General features: G+C 74.7%; 9 protein-coding genes. 7 read left to right on the forward strand and 2 right to left on the reverse strand.

Annotated elements, in window-relative coordinates; translation table 11 throughout:
- Positions 1-2: 2 nt before the first annotated feature.
- Complete coding sequence (locus ACFCZF_RS09420) at positions 3-710, reverse strand: FadR/GntR family transcriptional regulator (protein WP_376671165.1); 708 nt, start codon at positions 708-710, stop codon at positions 3-5.
- Between the two features lie 175 nt (positions 711-885).
- On the opposite strand from ACFCZF_RS09420, the gene ACFCZF_RS09425 reads away from it, so the two are divergent.
- Genes ACFCZF_RS09425 through ACFCZF_RS09435 form a run of 3 tightly spaced genes read left to right on the forward strand, consistent with a single transcriptional unit; the run spans position 886 to position 5,211 of the window.
- On the forward strand, positions 886-2,337 hold the full coding sequence (locus ACFCZF_RS09425; RefSeq protein ID WP_376671166.1) for an SLC13 family permease: 1,452 nt from the start codon (positions 886-888) through the stop codon (positions 2,335-2,337).
- A gap of 50 nt (positions 2,338-2,387) precedes the next feature.
- A complete protein-coding gene (locus ACFCZF_RS09430) occupies positions 2,388-3,848 on the forward strand; it encodes an acyl-CoA synthetase (protein ID WP_376671167.1) in 1,461 nt (486 codons plus the stop codon).
- Complete coding sequence (locus tag ACFCZF_RS09435; protein WP_375907525.1) at positions 3,841-5,211, forward strand: carboxyl transferase domain-containing protein; 1,371 nt, start codon at positions 3,841-3,843, stop codon at positions 5,209-5,211. The genes ACFCZF_RS09430 and ACFCZF_RS09435 overlap by 8 nt, the downstream gene beginning before the upstream one ends.
- Positions 5,212-5,475: 264 nt before the next feature.
- Here the strand turns inward: ACFCZF_RS09435 and ACFCZF_RS09440 are convergent, their stop codons facing one another.
- Positions 5,476-9,135 carry a S8 family serine peptidase gene (locus tag ACFCZF_RS09440; RefSeq protein ID WP_376671168.1) on the reverse strand — a complete coding sequence of 1,220 codons (3,660 nt, stop codon included), beginning with the start codon at positions 9,133-9,135 and terminating at the stop codon, positions 5,476-5,478.
- 222 nt (positions 9,136-9,357) lie between these two features.
- Between ACFCZF_RS09440 and ACFCZF_RS09445 the strand changes: the two genes are divergently transcribed.
- The 4 genes from ACFCZF_RS09445 to ACFCZF_RS09460 all read left to right on the forward strand — a co-directional run bounded on the left by ACFCZF_RS09445 (position 9,358) and on the right by ACFCZF_RS09460 (position 16,796).
- Positions 9,358-9,717 (forward strand): CU044_2847 family protein, encoded by a 360-nt coding sequence (locus ACFCZF_RS09445; protein ID WP_375907519.1) that lies wholly within the window; start codon positions 9,358-9,360, stop codon positions 9,715-9,717.
- Complete coding sequence (locus ACFCZF_RS09450) at positions 9,714-11,366, forward strand: trypsin-like peptidase domain-containing protein (protein ID WP_375907516.1); 1,653 nt, start codon at positions 9,714-9,716, stop codon at positions 11,364-11,366. Before ACFCZF_RS09445 ends, ACFCZF_RS09450 begins: the two co-directional genes overlap by 4 nt.
- A 466-nt stretch (positions 11,367-11,832) precedes the next feature.
- Positions 11,833-12,858: an AAA family ATPase gene (locus tag ACFCZF_RS09455; RefSeq protein ID WP_375907513.1), complete on the forward strand. Its 1,026-nt coding sequence runs from the start codon at positions 11,833-11,835 to the stop codon at positions 12,856-12,858.
- Positions 12,858-16,796, forward strand: a complete 3,939-nt coding sequence (locus ACFCZF_RS09460) for an SAV_2336 N-terminal domain-related protein (RefSeq protein WP_376671169.1) — start codon at positions 12,858-12,860, stop codon at positions 16,794-16,796. Before ACFCZF_RS09455 ends, ACFCZF_RS09460 begins: the two co-directional genes overlap by 1 nt.
- Positions 16,797-16,806 lie beyond the last annotated feature (10 nt).

Consider the following 16,806-nt stretch of genomic DNA (forward strand, 5'->3'; position numbering starts at 1 on the left):
GGTTACCGTTCCTCTTCCGGGTCCCAGTCCAGCAGCCGGACCTTGGCGACCGTACGGACGTGGCGCCGCATCGCGGTGGCGGCCTGCCGGGGCTGCCGGGCGGCGACGGCGTCCAGGATGTCCTGGTGCTGGGCCAGCGAGCGGCCGGGGCGGCCCGGCTGGCGCAGGGACTCGGTGCGGCTCTCGGCGATCTGGTGGGCGATGGAGCGCATGAACTCCGCGAGCAGGCTGCTGTGCGCGGCGGCCGTCACCGCCGCGTGGAACAGGCGGTCGCCCTCGACGCCGTGCCCGCCGCTCTCGATCTCCTCGGCCATCACGGCCAGCGCGGACCGCATCGCGGCCAGGTCGTCCTCCGTGCGGCGCTCGGCGGCCAGTTCGGCGAGCTTCGTCTCCAGCGCCTCGCGGGCCTCCAGGACGTCCGGGAGCCGCCGCCGGCGTTCGACCATGTCCTCGACGGGCTCGACGTCGAGACTGTCCCGGACCAGGTACGTCCCGCCGCCGTGCCGTGCCTCCACCAGGCCCTGGACCTCCAGGACCACGATCGCCTGCTTCACCGAGGCCCGGCTGACACCGAGTCGCTGGGCGAGGTCCCGTTCGGGCGGAAGCCGGTCGCCGGCCCGCAGGCCGCCGTCGGTGACGTACTGGCGCAGCCGCTCCAGCACCTGTTCGTACAGGCGCTGCTTGGTCATGGGGCGCAGGGCGTCGGTCACGAGATCCCCCTCTCGCCGGGAGCGTAACACCGGGGTGTGGGTGGCCGAGTGGCTGAGCCAATTCCTGCGCGACCCCTTGACGGCGGCCCGGGGCGGGCCCACGCTGACCAGCCAACCGCGCCATCCAAGTGGCTCAGCCACTCAGCCAATCAGGTCAGCCCTCGGGAGCCCCCGCATGTCCCCCGAACTCATCTCGATCCTCGTCCTCGTCGTGGTGTTCGTCATCGCCACCACCCGTTCCGTCAACATGGGCGCGCTCGCCTTCGCCGCCGCCTTCGGGGTGGGCACGCTCGTCGCGGACCTCGACGCGGACGGCATCTTCGCCGGTTTCCCCGGTGACCTGTTCGTCGTCCTCGTCGGCGTCACCTACCTCTTCGCGATCGCCCGGGCCAACGGCACCACCGACTGGCTGGTGCACGCGGCCGTCCGGCTGGTGCGGGGGCGGGTGGCACTGATCCCGTGGGTGATGTTCGCGCTGACCGGCGCGCTCACGGCGATCGGCGCGGTCAGCCCGGCCGCGGTGGCGATCGTCGCGCCGATCGCGCTGAGCTTCGCCACCCGGTACGCGATCAACCCGCTGCTCATGGGCACGATGGTGGTGCACGGCGCGCAGGCCGGCGGTTTCTCGCCGATCAGTATCTACGGCTCGATCGTCAACGGCATCGTCGAGCGCGAGGGCCTGCCGGGCAGCGAGGTCACCCTCTTCCTCGCCTCGCTGATCGCCAACCTGGTTATCGCGAGCGTGCTGTTCGTGCTGTTCGGCGGGCGGAAGCTGTGGGCGCGGGGCTCGGTGACGCCGGAGGACGGCGGCGCGGTGGGCAAGGGCGCGGAGCCCACCGGCACGGGCAGCGGCACGGGTACGGGCAGCGGCACCGGTACGGGCAGCGGCACCAGCACCGACCCCGGTACCGGCACAGGCACCGGCACCGCTCCCGGGGCCGCGGGCGCCGCCCCCACCGCCGTGGCCGTCCGCCCGGACCAGGACACCGACGCCACCGGCGCCGGCACCGGCACCGGCACCGGCCCGCGCCTCACCCCCGCCCGGATCGCCACCCTCGTCGCCCTGGTCGCCCTCGTCGTGGCCGTCCTCGGCTTCGACCTGGACGCGGGTCTGACCGCGGTCTCCCTGGCCGTCGTGCTGAGCACCGCCTGGCCGGACGACAGCCGTCGCGCGGTCGGCGAGATCGCCTGGTCCACGGTCCTGCTGATCTGCGGTGTCCTCACCTACGTCGGCGTACTGGAGGAGATCGGCACCATCACCTGGGCCGGCGAGGGCGTCGGCGGCATCGGCGTCCCGCTGCTGGCCGCGGTGCTGCTCTGCTACATCGGCGCGATCGTGTCGGCCTTCGCCTCCTCCGTGGGGATCATGGGCGCACTGATCCCGCTGGCGGTGCCGTTCCTCGCGCAGGGCGAGATCGGTGCGGTCGGCATGGTGGCGGCGCTCGCGGTCTCGGCGACGGTGGTGGACGTCAGCCCGTTCTCGACGAACGGCGCGCTGGTGCTGGCCGCGGCGCAGGAGGCGGACCGGGAGCGCTTCTTCCGGCAGTTGATGGTGTACGGAGGGATCGTCGTGGCGGTCGTACCCGCGCTGGCGTGGCTGGTGCTGGTCGTGCCCGGATTCGGGTAGGCCACCTCGGACGATCGGTAATCGTGAGCAACAGCTAAGGAGTACGACGCGTGTCCTCTCTCTTCCCCGCCCTCTCCCCGGCCGCGACCGGCGCCGGGGCCGACCGGCCCGCCCTGCGGTTCGGCGAGCGTTCCCTGACGTACGCCGAACTGGCCGCCGCCGCGGGTGGCACCGCCGGGCGGATCCGGGGGGCCGGGCGGGTCGCCGTCTGGGCGACGCCGGAGATGGAGACCGCCGTCGCCGTGATGGCGGCGCTGCTGGCCGGGGTCCCCGCCGTGCCGCTCAACCCGAAGTCCGGCGACAAGGAACTCGCGCACATCCTCTCCGACAGCGAGCCCTCTCTCGTCCTGACGCCGCCGGGATGCGAACTCCCGCCCGCCCTGGCCGCCCTGGAGCGCGTCGACGTCGACGTGCGCGCCACCGGACCCACCCCCGACGACGGCCGCACCGACGGCAACGCCCCCGCCCTCGTCGTCTACACCTCCGGCACCACCGGCCCGCCCAAGGGCGCGGTCATCCCGAGGCGTGCGCTGGCGACGACGCTGGACGCGCTCGCCGACGCCTGGCGGTGGACCGGTGACGACGTACTGGTGCAGGGGCTGCCGCTGTTCCACGTGCACGGCCTCGTGCTCGGCATCCTCGGCCCGCTGCGGCGCGGCGGGTCCGTGCGGCACCTGGGCAGGTTCTCCGCCGAGGGCGCGGCGCGGGAACTGAACGACGGCGCGACCATGCTGTTCGGGGTGCCCACGATGTACCACCGGATCGCCGAGGCGCTGCCCGGTGACCCGGAGTTGGCGAAGGCGCTCGGCGGGGCCCGGCTGCTGGTGTCCGGGTCGGCCGCGCTGCCCGTGCACGACCACGAGCGCATCGCCGCCGCGACCGGACGGCGGGTGATCGAGCGGTACGGCATGACCGAGACGCTGATGAACACCAGCGTGCGGGCGGACGGCGAGCCGCGCGCCGGGACCGTGGGCGTGCCGCTGCCCGGGGTGGAGCTGCGGCTCGTGGAGGACGACGGCACGCCGATCGCGGAGCTGGACGGGGAGAGCGTCGGCGAGATCCAGGTGCGCGGCCCGAACCTGTTCACCGAGTACCTGAACCGCCCCGACGCCACCGCCGCCGCCTTCACCGACGACGGCTTCTTCCGCACCGGCGACATGGCGGTGCGCGACCCCGACGGCTACGTCCGCATCGTCGGCCGCAAGGCCACCGACCTGATCAAGAGCGGCGGGTACAAGATCGGGGCCGGCGAGATCGAGAACGCCCTTCTCGAACACCCGGGTGTGCGGGAGGCCGCCGTCACCGGGGAGCCCGACCCGGACCTCGGCGAGCGGATCGTGGCGTGGATCGTACCCGCCGACCCCGCCTCGCCGCCCACCCTCGACGCGCTCGCCGACCATGTCGCCGGCCGCCTCGCCCCGCACAAACGCCCCCGCGTACTGCGGCACCTCGACGCCCTCCCCCGCAACGACATGGGGAAGATCATGAAGCGGGCGCTGCCCCATGACTGACCGGCCCTCCGCGCGCGAGTTCCTCGCCCTCCTCACCGACGACTTCACCGAACTCCCCCACCCGGCCGCGCAGTCACGGCCCGACGGCCCCCTCGGCTGGCACGGCTACGACGCCTCCCGCGCCCGCGCCGCCGAGCGCACCGGCGAGGAGGAGTCCGTCGTCTGCGGGACCGGGCACGTCCAGGGCTCCCGGGCCGTGCTCCTCGCCTTCGAGTTCGGCTTCCTCGGCGGCTCACTGGGCAGCGCCACCGGCGACCGGCTGGCGGCGGCGTACACATACGCCCGTGAACACCGGTTGCCGGTGGTGCCGTTGGTCGCCACCGGCGGCAGCCGGATGCAGGAGGGGATGCTCGCGCTGACCCAGCTCCAGCGGGTGGCGCGGCAGTCGGCGCTCACCCGGGAGGCCGGGCTGCCGCAGATCGCCGTACTGCGCGACCCGGCGACCGGCGGCGGCTGGGCGACTCTGGGCGCGGGCGCCGACGTGGTGCTGGCGCTGCCCGGCGCCCAGGTGGGTTTCGCCGGCTCCCGGGTCCGGCCGGCGGACGCCGACCCGGCGGCGTACACGGCCGAGGCGCAGGTGGCGGCGGGCAGCGCGGACGCCGTCGTGCCGGCCGGGGAGCTGCGCGCGACGCTGGGGCGGTGGCTGCGGCTGCTGACGGCGCCGTCCGGTGACCCCGCGCCGGTGCCGGAACCGCTGGGCGCACGGGATCTGCCGGACACCGGCTGGGACGCGGTCCGGCGGGCCCGCGCCCCCGAACGGCCGCGCGCCCGGGCGTACCTGGACGCCTACTTCGCCCACCGCGTCGCCCTCTCCGGCGACCGCTGCGGGGGCACCGACCCGGACGGCATGCTCTGCGGCTTCGGCGAGCACGCGGGGCGGACGGTCGCGTACGCCGCCCAGACCGGGACGGCGACCAGGCCCGCCGGATACCGCACCGCCACCCGGCTGGTCCGCCTCGCGGACCGGCTCGGCATCCCCGTGCTGACCCTGGTCGACACCCCGGGTGCGGCGAGCGACGCGGAGGCGGAGCGGCAGGGCGTGGGCGCGGCGATCGCCGACCTGTTCGTTGCGGTGGCGTCGGCGCGGACGCCGGTCACCACGCTGGTGATCGGCGAGGGCGGCTCGGGCGGGGCGCTGGCGCTGGCCGCGCCGGGCAGCACCTGGGCCACGCCGGACAGCTACTTCTCCGTCATCGCGCCGGAGCTCGCGGCGGCGATCCTGAAGCGTCCGGCGGAGGAGGTGGAGGCGACGGCCGGTCAACTGCGGCTGCGACCGCAGGACTTGGCCGAGCTTGGCGTGATCCGAACAAGCGATCAGTTGTTCCCTGGAACAGGTGATCGTCGCTCTGAAGAGCGTATGTGACTGGAGAGACCAACGATACTTACGTTGTGCGAGCAACGGGCTGCAGACCGTAGTCGACGCACAAGTCCCAAGTAGGTCCCACACATGCACAGCGCAAGGAGCTGCACGATCATGAACCTTCTCACCGACATCCTCGCCGGCATCGTCCACTTCGTCGGCTGGCTGGTCTGACGGTCCGAGAACCACGGCGGCGCCGCCTCCCCGTCCCAGGGAGGCGGCGCCGTCCACGTGTCACCGCAGTCCGCGTGTCACGCAGTCCGCGCGTCACCGCACGGCCACGGCCCGCACGATCTCCTGCGTGACCGAGCCGCCCCGGTCGTCGCGCGCCGAGGCCCGCAGCGAGACGTGCCCGGCGTCGCGGGGCACGCTCAGCGTCCCGCGCCAGGACGCCTCCCCTTCGTCCTCCCCGTCGCCGCCGCGCAGCCGGACCTGCTGCCAGGTCTCGCCCTCGTCGTACGACACCTCCAGCTTCCCGCCGCCGATCGTCCCGGTGTCCGGGGCGCCCGCCACGTACTGCGCGCCGATCCCGACCCGCAGCTTCTTCCCGCCGCGCACCTCGCCCGCGAGGTCGGTGCCGACGTCGAAGGAGAGATTGATCAGAGGCAGATAGGTCCAGCGGTCATCGGGTGTGGCGGCCGAGCGGAAGGTCCACTCCGCGTGCCCCTCGGTCCCGAGGCGCCAACGACCGGCGTCGAGCGCGGTGTCGGTGACGAGCCGGTACGTGCGCTCGTCGGCCGGCGCGTCGTCCACGTACGCGGCGGAACCCGTCCCCTGGTCGACCAGTTCGCCGTCCAGGTACACCGACGTCGTCTGCGTCATCCCGCTGCCCTCGCTCCACACGTCGCCGAAGCCGGTGTGGTCGGGGCCGGAGTCGCCCCAGCCGGGGGCGTTGAACTGGAGCCGGTCGCCCGCGCGCTGCTGTCCCCAGCCGAGTCCGGTGCCGAGATACGGGTGCCACACCGGCTTGAACCAGTTCAGCTCCGTACGCGCCCCTCCCTCGTACCGGACCGTTCCGGACCGCTGCTCCAGCGCGCCGTCGGCGGCCGTCACGGACTCGTGCCACAGTTGGCCCGGCCCGGTCGACACGTACTCGGTGCGCTCGACGGGGTAGTCGATCCGCTCCCGGAAGCCGATGCCGATCGGGAACGTGTCGGTGATCGAGTACCGGAACTCGCCGCCGCTGGCCGGCTCGGCGGCGTGGTACCCGGTCCGCAGCGTGGCGAGATCGCGCCGTCCGGGCTCATAGGTGAGGTCCCGGTCGGGAACGGCGCCGCGATGCCCCTCGGAGAGGTCGTACGTGTAGGGCGTGTTGCGCGTCCCGGTCATGTCGACCCGCCCGGCGTCCCGCAGCCGACGCGCGTCGGCCGCGCCGACCGTGGCGATCTGCAACGGCCGGTCGGCGTTGTCCGCCGTGCCCCACCAGGCCATCAGCCGCCCGGCCGCGTCGTCGGTCACGAACAGCGCCTTGACGCCCGCGTCCTGGGCTGCCTGGGCGAGGTCGGCCGGTTCGGTGCCCTCGGTGAGCCGGGCGAGGGCCGCCTTGCCCCGGACCTCGTCCGGGAAGGGGCCGTCACCGACGTCGACGAGCGGCATCCGGCCGCGCCCCTCGATCAGGGTGCCGCCCGACTGGACGACGGCCTCACCGATCCCCTTGACCTCCAGCAGCGGCTTGCCGAGCCGCCACACGGTGCGGTACTCGAAGTCGCCCTCGGTGACCTTCTCGCCGGTGGGCGCGGCGAAGACGCTGTCGTACGTCAGCGGCACCTGGACCGCGCCGAACAGGTCGGAGCCGTTCGCGCTCCGGTCGTACTCCATGAGCAGCTGCCGTGTCTCGGTGCGCCTGTCGACGTCGGCGCTGATCTCGCGCAGCTCGCGTCCGTCGAGGGTGATCTCGCGGTCCCGGTCGACGACGACCTCGGGCGCGGCGAGGAAGCCCAGTCCGAGCGAGTCGGCGCCGTGGCTGCCGCGCACGTCGAGGAACGAGGTCAGGCTGTACGTCCCCGGCGCGAGCCGCAGCTTCAGGGTGCCGGAGTCACCGACGTGCGCGGGGAAGGGGTCGACGCCCTCGGCGAGGCGCTGGACGACCAGGTCGGCCGGGGTCGAGGCACCCGCCCGGTCCTTGACGTGCACGGTGAGCGTGTACCGCTCGTCCTCCTTGACCATCCCGAACGCCGTGTGCGCGACGGGCGTGCCGTCGGCGCCGGACGCCACGATCCGGCCGCTCGTCGTGCCGACCGGCGCCTTGGACCCGTCGCCGGTGACGGTGGTGGAGGCGGTGCCGTGCGCGGGCACGGTGAGGGCGGTGTCGGCGAGGGTGGCGACGCCCTCGGGGGCGCCCCGCACGGACAGCTTCAACTCGACGGCGGCGTCGGAGTCGTTGGTGTAGGTGACGGTGCGGGTCACCGGCTCGTTGCCGTCGTACGGCCAGGAGTGGAAGCCCAGGTCGGCGCTCCCGGTGGCGGTGACGTCGGCGCCGATCGCGTCCGGCACGCTGACCCGGCCCGCGCCCAACCGGTAGGCGGAGGCGTCGAGTCGCTTCGAGGTGGACATCAGCGCGTCCTTGAGCCGCGCGCCGGTCCAGTCGGGGTGCTGCTCGGCGAGCAGGGCGGCGACCCCGGCGACGTGCGGCGTGGCCATCGACGTACCGCTCATGGAGGTGTAGTCGCCACTGCCCTCGCTGAGCCGGGAACGGGCGGCGAGAATGTCGACGCCGGGGGCGGACAGGTCGGGCTTGAGCGCGTTGTCGCCGTGGCGTGGTCCCGCGCTGGTGAAGTAGGCCGCCTCGTCGGCCGGGTCGACGGCTCCGACGGTCAGGGCCGCGTCGGCGGCGCCGGGCGAGCCGATGGAGGACGGGGCGCCGGTGTTCCCGGCGGCGATGACGAACAGGGCGCCCGTCTCGCGGGACAGGGTGTTGACGGCCCGCGCCATCGGGTCGGTGCCGTCGCTGGGCTCGGTCGAGCCGAGGCTCATGGACACGATGTCGGCGTCCACGTCCCGGGCGGCCCACTCCATGCCGGCGATGATCTCCGACTCGCTGCCCGAGCCGGAGTCGTCCAGGACCTTGCCGACCGCGAGGTCGGCGCCCGGCGCGACGCCCTTCTCCTTGCCGCCGGAGGCCGCGCCGCTGCCGCCGACGGTGGAGGCGACGTGCGTGCCGTGGCCGTTGCGGTCGGCGACCTCCTCCCCGGCTATGAAGCTCCGGCTCTCCGCGACCCGTCCGGCGAGGTCGGGGTGGCCCGCGTCCACGCCGCTGTCCAGCACGGCCACGGTGACGCCCTTGCCGGTCAGCCCGGCCTGCCAGGCCTCGGGGGTGCCGATCTGCGCGTTGGACTCGGCCATCGCGGCGGTGACCCGCCCGTCGAGCCACACGCCGTCGATGCCGGCGCCACGACGGGTGAATTCCCGCCAGAATTCACGCCCCTTGTCGGCCTCGACGGCGGCTCCGCGCACGCTGGGCAGCGCCCGCGTCCGCTCGGCGCCGCGCGGGATGGCGGCCCGCGCGCCCTTGTCGTAGGTCACGATCAGCGGCAGTTCGCCGGTCTCGGAGTCGGCGAGCCCCTGCTCGAACAGCTCATCGACGTCGAAGAGACGCTCGTCGAGGCTGCCGTCGCGCAGGTACGGCAGTGCCTCGTCCGGTACGACGGTGGTCCGGCCGCCGGAACCACGGGTGTGCACGGCGCCGGTGGCGCCCTCGGGCCGCTCGACCGTGACGGTCTTCCGGCCGCCGCCGAGGTCGGTGACGGTCACCCGGTCGCCGGTGACGAGGGTGACGGTACGGGCGGCGGCATCGCGGGCGGCGGCGGCCGGGGTGCGCGCCGTGTCCGGGGGCGGCTCCTGCGCCGCCGCCGTCCCGGCCGGCAGCAGCGCGATCACGAGCCCCGCCGACAGGAGGGTCGCTCCGCGTCTGACTGGTCCTCTGCTCATCCACGCCTCTCTTCGTATCGTCGTAGAGTGCTGCGACGAGTGCTGGGAGAAGTCTCAGGGGGCTTGTGGGGCAACGGAGTTGACCGGAGGTGGCGGATTGGTGCCCTGGCGGGTTTCCGCCAGAGCGCCGGTGGACCGGAGGCGATGGGCGGGACAGGGCCGAGCACCGTCCGTCACAATGACCTTTCGCACAGGTACGGCAGACGGGGAGCGAGCGGCGTCATGGACGGGTTGGTCGAGTTCAAGACCGAGGACGGCATGCGGGTGGTCGTCGAGGGTGTCGAGGACGAGGACGGCGCGCGGCTGGTCTCGCGCGGCGACGGACCGGCCCAGGCGGCACGCACGTTCGAGGGCTCCCTGGAAGGCGTGCGGGCGGCGGCCGAGTCCGCGCTGCGGGTGTTCCGGGACGGCTCGCTCAGACCCGACTCGGTGGAGCTGGAGTTCGGGGTCAAACTGAGCGCGGAGGCCGGCGCGATCATCGCGAAGGGCTCGGCGGAGGGCCATCTGGTGGTGAAGCTGAGCTGGTCGCCGGAGCCGTCCCCGACGCGGCCCGAGGAGCCGGAAGCCGCCGGCCGGTCATGACCGGTACCGCGTGGCACGCCCGTGTCGAGTGCGGCAAGGAGGTCGGCGCCGGATTCCTCGTCTCCGCGCGCCGGTTGCTCACCTGCGCCCACGTCGTCAGGTGGAGCGGGAGCGCGACGGTGACGGTGTCGTTCCCGGGCCGCCGGGAGCTGGGCGAGCTGTCCGCCACGGTCGCCGTGCACGGCGGCTGGCAGGGCGGCCCCGCCGACCCCGGCGACCTGGCCGTACTGGAACTTGACCGCGAGGTGCCGCTCGCACCGGCCGTCTTCGCCCGGCCCGGCTCGGAACAGGAAGCGCCCGCGCCCCAGTTGGTCGCCTACGGCTTCCCCAAGGGGTACGACGAGGGCATGCTCGCCTCGTACCGGGCCCTGCCCGGCCCGCTCATCTCGGACGAGTGGGTCCAGCTGGAGGCGCTCACGGCGCACGGGCAGCCGCTCGCGGCCGGCTTCAGCGGCGCGGCGCTGGCGCTGGCTGACGGCACGGTCGTCGGCATGGTCACCGCGGTCGCGGGCGCCAAGGACGTACGCGTCGGCCGGATGCTGCCCGTCGAGGTCATGGCGCGCTACTGGCCGGAGCTCGGCGAACTGGTGCCCACGCCGGGCCACCGGGCGGACGCGCGCCGCCGGTTGTACGCGCTGGTGCGCCGGGCCGAGAGCACCGGCCTGACGTGCGACCCGAACCGGCTGTACGTCTCCGCCATGGACCCCTTCGACCCGCCGCCCCCGGAAGGGGGCTTCGCCTCGCTGCGGGAAGCCGCCGCGTACGTGCAGTGGGAGGTGCCGGAGCCGGGTGCCGTGGCCCGGTTCGCCGACCGGCTGGAGGAACAGCTGCACGCACCGCCGCCGCGCCCCGCGACGTGGTCGCCCATCGTCGTGGAGATCGAGCACAGCGGCGCCGGCGCCGACCAGGTCACCGTCGAGGTGTCCGCCTACCGGGACGGGCAGCGCCGCCCGGTGGGCACGCGCCGGCTGGCCAGGGGCGCGGTGCGGTCGTTCGTGCAGGAGCGCATCGACGAGGCGTTCACCCAGCTCGATCCCGGCGCCGAGGAGCTGCTCACCTTCGTGCTGCCGCGCGAGTGGCTGAACGAACCGGTGGCGCACTGGGCGTGCAGCGAGGACGACCCCACGCCGCTGGGCTGCGCCTACCCGCTGGTGGTGACCGACCGCCACCGCCACCGCAGCGGGCGGCTCCGCCACCAGTTGCGCAAGAAGTGGCGCAAGCTCGGGGTCAGCACGGGCGGCACGCTGCACCGCGTCGACTGCGGCACCCGGGAGCGGCCGGCCGGCCTGCGCATGCGGCTGCGGGACGACGCGGAGCTGGCCGGTTTCGCCACCGCGCCCTCGGCGGCCCGGGAGCACTTCGAGGTCGGACTGCACGTCCCCGTCCCGGTGCTGCTGTGGTCGCGCAGGGGGTGTCCCGGCGACGGGCACGGGGGCCCCTGCTCCGGTACGGCGTTCCTCGACGAACTCGCCGTGTCCGTGGCCGGGGTGCCGCCGTCCGAACTCCCCCGCCTGGTCATGGAGCTGCGCGAGGCGGCGGACGCGGCCGACGTCCCCGACGAGCACTGGGCGAGGGACGTCCAGCTGCTGTGGGACGACCCCCGCTGCTTCGCCGAGCCCGCGGCCCTGCTGCACTCACCCGTCGGCTGAACCACCCACCGGCCGAACCACCGGCCAACCCCGACCGCCCCCCACCGAGCCGCCCACCAACCGAACCGCTCGCCAACCCCACCGCTCGCCACCGCGAGCCATCCGCCACACGCACCGCCCGCCACCCAAACCGCTCGCCAACCCGACCGCTCGCCACCGCGAGCCATCCGCCACACGCACCGCCCGCAGCCCCGACCGCTCGCCGCCAAACCACCCGCCACCCCAGCCACTCGCCGCCAAACCACCCGCCACCCCGACCGCTCGCTGCCCCAACCGCGCGCCGCCAAGCCGCCTGCTACCCGAACCACCCGCCACCAAGTCGCACGCCGCCCCAACCGCGCGCCGCCAAGCCGCCTGCTACCCGAACCACCCGCCACCGAGCCGCCCGCCACCCCAACCACCCGCCAACCCCGACCGCCCGCCGCCGAAAACGAACCGCCGCACCGATCGCTCGGAGAGAAGAACCATGCCCCTGTGGCCCGTCTACACCGGCGCGCCGGCCCCCCACGACGGCATCACCAAGCTGCCCCCGCCGCCGCCCTGGCGGGCCTTCGACGGCCATCCCGTGCTCGACCCGCCGGACGAGGACGGCGACACCCCGGCCACCTCGCCCGACCGCGTCCACCGGGCCGCGACCTACCAGGCCTCCGCGCACACGGTGCAGTTGGTCAACGCCGCCCTGTACCTGCGGCGCCCCCTCCTGGTCACCGGCCCACCCGGCACCGGCAAGTCGTCCCTCGCCTACGCGGTAGCCCGCGAACTGCGGCTCGGCCCAGTCCTGAGGTGGAACATCACCAGCCGCAGCACCCTCCACGACGGCCTCTACACGTACGACCCGCTCTCCCGGCTGTACGCGGCACGCCACACCACCGAACGTCCCGACGACCCGGCGGCCGGTACGGGCATCGAGAACCACCTGCGCCTCGGCCCGCTCGGCACCGCCCTGCTCCCCTACGCCCGCCCGCGCGCCCTGCTCATCGACGAGATCGACAAGAGCGACCTCGACCTGCCGAACGACCTGCTGCACGTCCTGGAGGAGGGCCAGTACGAGATCCCCGAACTGGTGCGGGCCTCCCGGGACACCCCCGACGGGCGTGCCGAGGTGCTGATCGACGGCACCGACCAGCGGGTGCCCGTCGAGCGCGGCCGGGTCCGCTGCAAGTCCTTCCCCTTCGTCGTCCTCACCAGCAACGGCGAGCGCGAGTTCCCGCCCGCGTTCCTGCGCCGCTGTGTCTCGCTGCGCCTGCGGCAGCCGGACGACGACCACCTCACCGAGATCGTCCGCGCCCACCTGGGCGAGCCCGACGGGTACGCGCAGCAGCTGATCGACCGGTTCCTGTCCCGGGTGGGCAGCGGCGAACTGGCCACCGACCAACTCCTCAACGCGATCTACCTGGCCCGGTCCTCCGGCCTGGGCACCGACTCGCTCGACGAGCTGGCGGAGCAGCTGATGCCGTACCTGGGCCGGTCCCCGCAGCCAGACGCCTTCTGATGCCCGCCGACCGCCCCGGCGCACCGGAGCCCCTTCCCCGCCTGGCCGACATCCTCGGCCGGGCGACCTCGGGCGTCCGCCCGACCCCGCTGGAGCTGGCCGAACTCCTCTGGCTGGCCGGACAGATGGAGCCCGGGGAGCCGGACCGGCCGACTCCGGCGGCTCCGACGACTCCGACGGCCCCGGCGACTCCGGCGGCTCCCGCGGCCGAGACGGAGCCCGCAGCGCCGACACCACCGCCCGCGCCCCGGGTGACGCCGGAGCAGCACCGACAGGGCGGGCCGTCCCGGCACGACCGGCCGCAGGAACCGCCGCCCGCACCCGAGGCACGCACCCCCCTGCGCCTGCCGTCCCCGGCCCCCACGCCGGGCACCTCGGCGGCCGAACCGCACAGCGCCCTGCTCGCGCCGGCCCCGCCGATGCTGCGGCACACGCTGGCGCTGCAGCGCTCCCTGCGTCCGCTGAAGCGCCGTACCGACGCGCCGGTGGGGCACGAGGTGGACGAGGCCGCGACCGCCGACCGCATCGCGCGGCTGGGCGTCGGCCCCGAGTGGTGGCTGCCGGTGCTGCGGCCCGTGCGGGAGCGATGGCTGCGGCTGAACCTGGTGCACGACGCGGGCCCCACGATGCCCGTCTGGCAGCCCCTGGTGCGCGAACTGCACGCCACGCTCGCCCAGTCGGGCGTCTTCCGCACGGTCACCCTGCACCGCGCGGAACCCGACGGCACCGTCCGCGGCGACGGAGCAGACGCGCCCGCCGACGGCCGTACCGTCACCCTGCTGATCAGCGACTGCATGGGGCCCCAGTGGCGCGAGGGCCCGGCCGGCACCCGGTGGTTCGACACCCTGCGCCGCTGGGCGCGCCGGACACCCCTGGCCGTACTCCAGCCGCTGCCCGAGCAGTTGTGGCGGGACACCGCCCTGCCACCGGTCCCCGGCCGGCTGTCGGCACCGCACCGGGCCGCGCCCAGCGCGTCGCTCGCCTTCACGCCGTACGACGGCACCGCGCGCCAGGCGCCCGGGAAGGCCGTGCACGTGCCCGTACTGGAACCGGGGCCCGAGTGGCTGGCGAACTGGGCCGCACTGGTCGCGAGCCCGGGCGGCACCGAGTACCCGGGCGCCGCCGCCGCACTGCACCGCCCGTTGCCGGCCGACGCCGACGACCGTACCGACGTGGCGCGGCTGTCCGCCGAGGAGCTGGTCCTGCGCTTTCGCGCGAGCGCCTCCCCGCAGGCCTTCCGGCTGGCCGGGCACCTGGCGCTCGGGCGTCCGGACCTGCCGGTGATGCGGCTGGTGCAGGCCGCCGTCGAGCCGCACCCGCTCCCCCGGCACCTGGCCGAGGTCATCCTCAGCGGCCTGCTCACCACGGTCGCCGGGCCGCCCGGCTCGTACGCGTTCCGGCCCGGCGTACGCGACCTCCTGCTGCGCGGTCTGCCCCGTACCGCCCGCAACCGCACCCACGAACTGCTGCTGCGGACCGGCGGCCTGATCGACGAGCGGGCGGGGCGATCGCCCGGCGAGTTCCGCGCACTGATCCCCGACCGGGACGGCACCGAACGGGCCGACGGGAACGAGTCGTTCGCGCGGATCAGCCAGGAGAGCGCGCGGCAGCTGGCGGCGCGGGAGCGGCCACCGGCCCCGTCGCCCTTCCCGCCCGCGCTGGGCGCGCGCTACCGGCCGGTGCGTCGGCTCGCGCCGACCGGGAGGATGTGGCTGGCCGAGGACACCGCGGAGAACCGGACGGTGACCGTCCGGCTGCACGACGCGAACACCGACCCCGCGTCGCGCGAGGCGTTCCTGCGCGACGCGCGCCGCCTGTCGGAGATCGCCCACCCGAACGTGGTCACCGTCCTCGACCGCGGCATCGAGGACGACATCCCGTACGTCGTCATGGAGCATCTCGACGGCATCGCCCTGAACGCCCTCACCCGGTCCGGCGGCCGGCGGCTGCCGATGCCGCTGACGGTGTCGGTGGGGGCGCAGCTGGCGACGGCGCTCACCGCCCTGCACGAGGCGGGCGTCACGCACGGCGGTCTGGAGGCCTCCCGCGTGGTCCTGATGCCGGACGGCACGGTCCGGCTCAGCCTCTTCGAACCGGGGCACACCGCGGGCCCGGCCGGCCGCTCCGAGGACCTGCGGGCCCTGTGCGACGTCCTGCTGCTGCTGACGTCGGGGACCTCTCGCCTGACGGTCCCGATCGACTCCCGCCACCTCGACCGGCTGCCCGGCAGCCTGCGGATCCACTACGCGCACGCCTTCGACCAGCTGATGTCCGCCTCGTCGGCGACCCAGAGCCAGGGCCTGGAGCTGCTCGCGGACCCGCAGCTGCCCGCCCGGGCGGCCGGGGCGTACGAGCGGCGCCGGTACCACGTCCTGGGACCGCTGCGCGTGCGGCTCCCGGACGGCTCCCCCGCCCTGCCGCCGGACACCCGCGCCCTGCTCGCCATGCTGCTGCTCAAGCACGGGCGCACGGTGACGCACGAGGAACTGCGGTGGGGGCTGTGGGACCCGGGCGACGAGCCGCGCAACCCGCGGGCCGAGGTGACCCGGCTGGCGACGCGGCTGGCGGACGTCCTGGGTCCCGGCGTACTGGCGACACCCGCCCACGGCTACGCCCTGCACACCAGCGCCGACCACGTGGACGTGGTGCACTGCGACGAGCTGGTACGGCGCGCCGACGCGGCGCGGCTGGACGGCGCGCACGCCGAGGCGCGCGACCACGTCACCGAGGCGCTGGCGCTCTGGCACGGCGCCGAGCCGCTGGCGGACGTGCCCGGCCCCGCCGCCCGCACCGCCCGCACCCGCCTCGTCCGGCTCCGCCTCGCCCTGCACACCAAGCGCGCCGAACTCGACCTGGCCCTCGGCGAGTACGACCGGGCGTCCACCGACCTGGCCGGCCTGCTGCACGCCCATCCGCACCGGGAGGACTTCCGCCGCCTGTACCTGATCGCGTTGCGCCGCCAGGGCCGGGGCGAGGAGGCCCTGGCGGTGTACGAGGAGTACGAACTGTCCGGCGGGCGGAGCCCGGCCCTGGCGGCGCTGGGCCGGGAACTGCGCGAGGAGCACGACGAGCCGGCGGACGACGCCCCGTGGCAGGCGTACGAGGACCCGCCGCACCCGGGCGGACCGAACGGCGCCGTGTCCGCGCCGGACGAGCTACCGGAGGGCCCCTTCCCCACCGAGGACGACCTCTGGACACCTCTGCTGGAGGAACCGGAGGTACCGGCCGAGGAGGAGGAGCCCCGCACGCTCGTCGGGAGCGCCGCGTGGGGAGGCCGTCCGGACGACGACGACCCGGACCCGGACCCGGACCCGGACCCGGACTACGAGGCGGTTCCGGAGAGACTGGCGCTCACGACGCACGTAGCGGCGGCGGCGGAAACGGCGGAGGACGACGCCGACTTCGACACCGACTTCCGCGACTGCGCCCGCTACACGTTCGCCGACGGTCCCTTGGGAGGCGAGGCCCGTTCGACCCTGCACGGCGTGGTCACGGACCTGCTGACGGACAGCGGGCTCCACGGTGGGGCGTACGAACTCCTGGACGATCAGGACGGGGGCCTCCTCGTGCTGCTGGCGCCGCGGGTGGCGGCCTCCCGCCTCCTCCGGGCGACCGTGGAGGGTCTGCCCGGTCACCTGGCACGCATGGGCGGCCTGCGGGTGCGGGTCGAGTTCTGGCAGGTGGAGTTCCGCACGGACGGCGGTGCGGAGCAGGTCTTCCGCGCGGACGCCGGGTCGGTCGACGCGGCCCTGGAGGCTTCCGGCGCACAGGCGATCATCGCCCTCTCGGACTCCCTGTACTACGACGCGGTGTACGAGGACGAGATGTACGAGGACGAGGAGGGCGACGGCGGCCCCGCCTTCGCTCCGGACGCGTTCCGGCCGCTGGGTGGCGACAGGGGCTGGTACCGCACGGCCGACGGGGCCCTTGGCCGCTGATCGCACACCC

The organism is Streptomyces sp. NPDC056296, assembly GCF_042268605.1.
GTDB lineage: Bacteria > Actinomycetota > Actinomycetes > Streptomycetales > Streptomycetaceae > Streptomyces.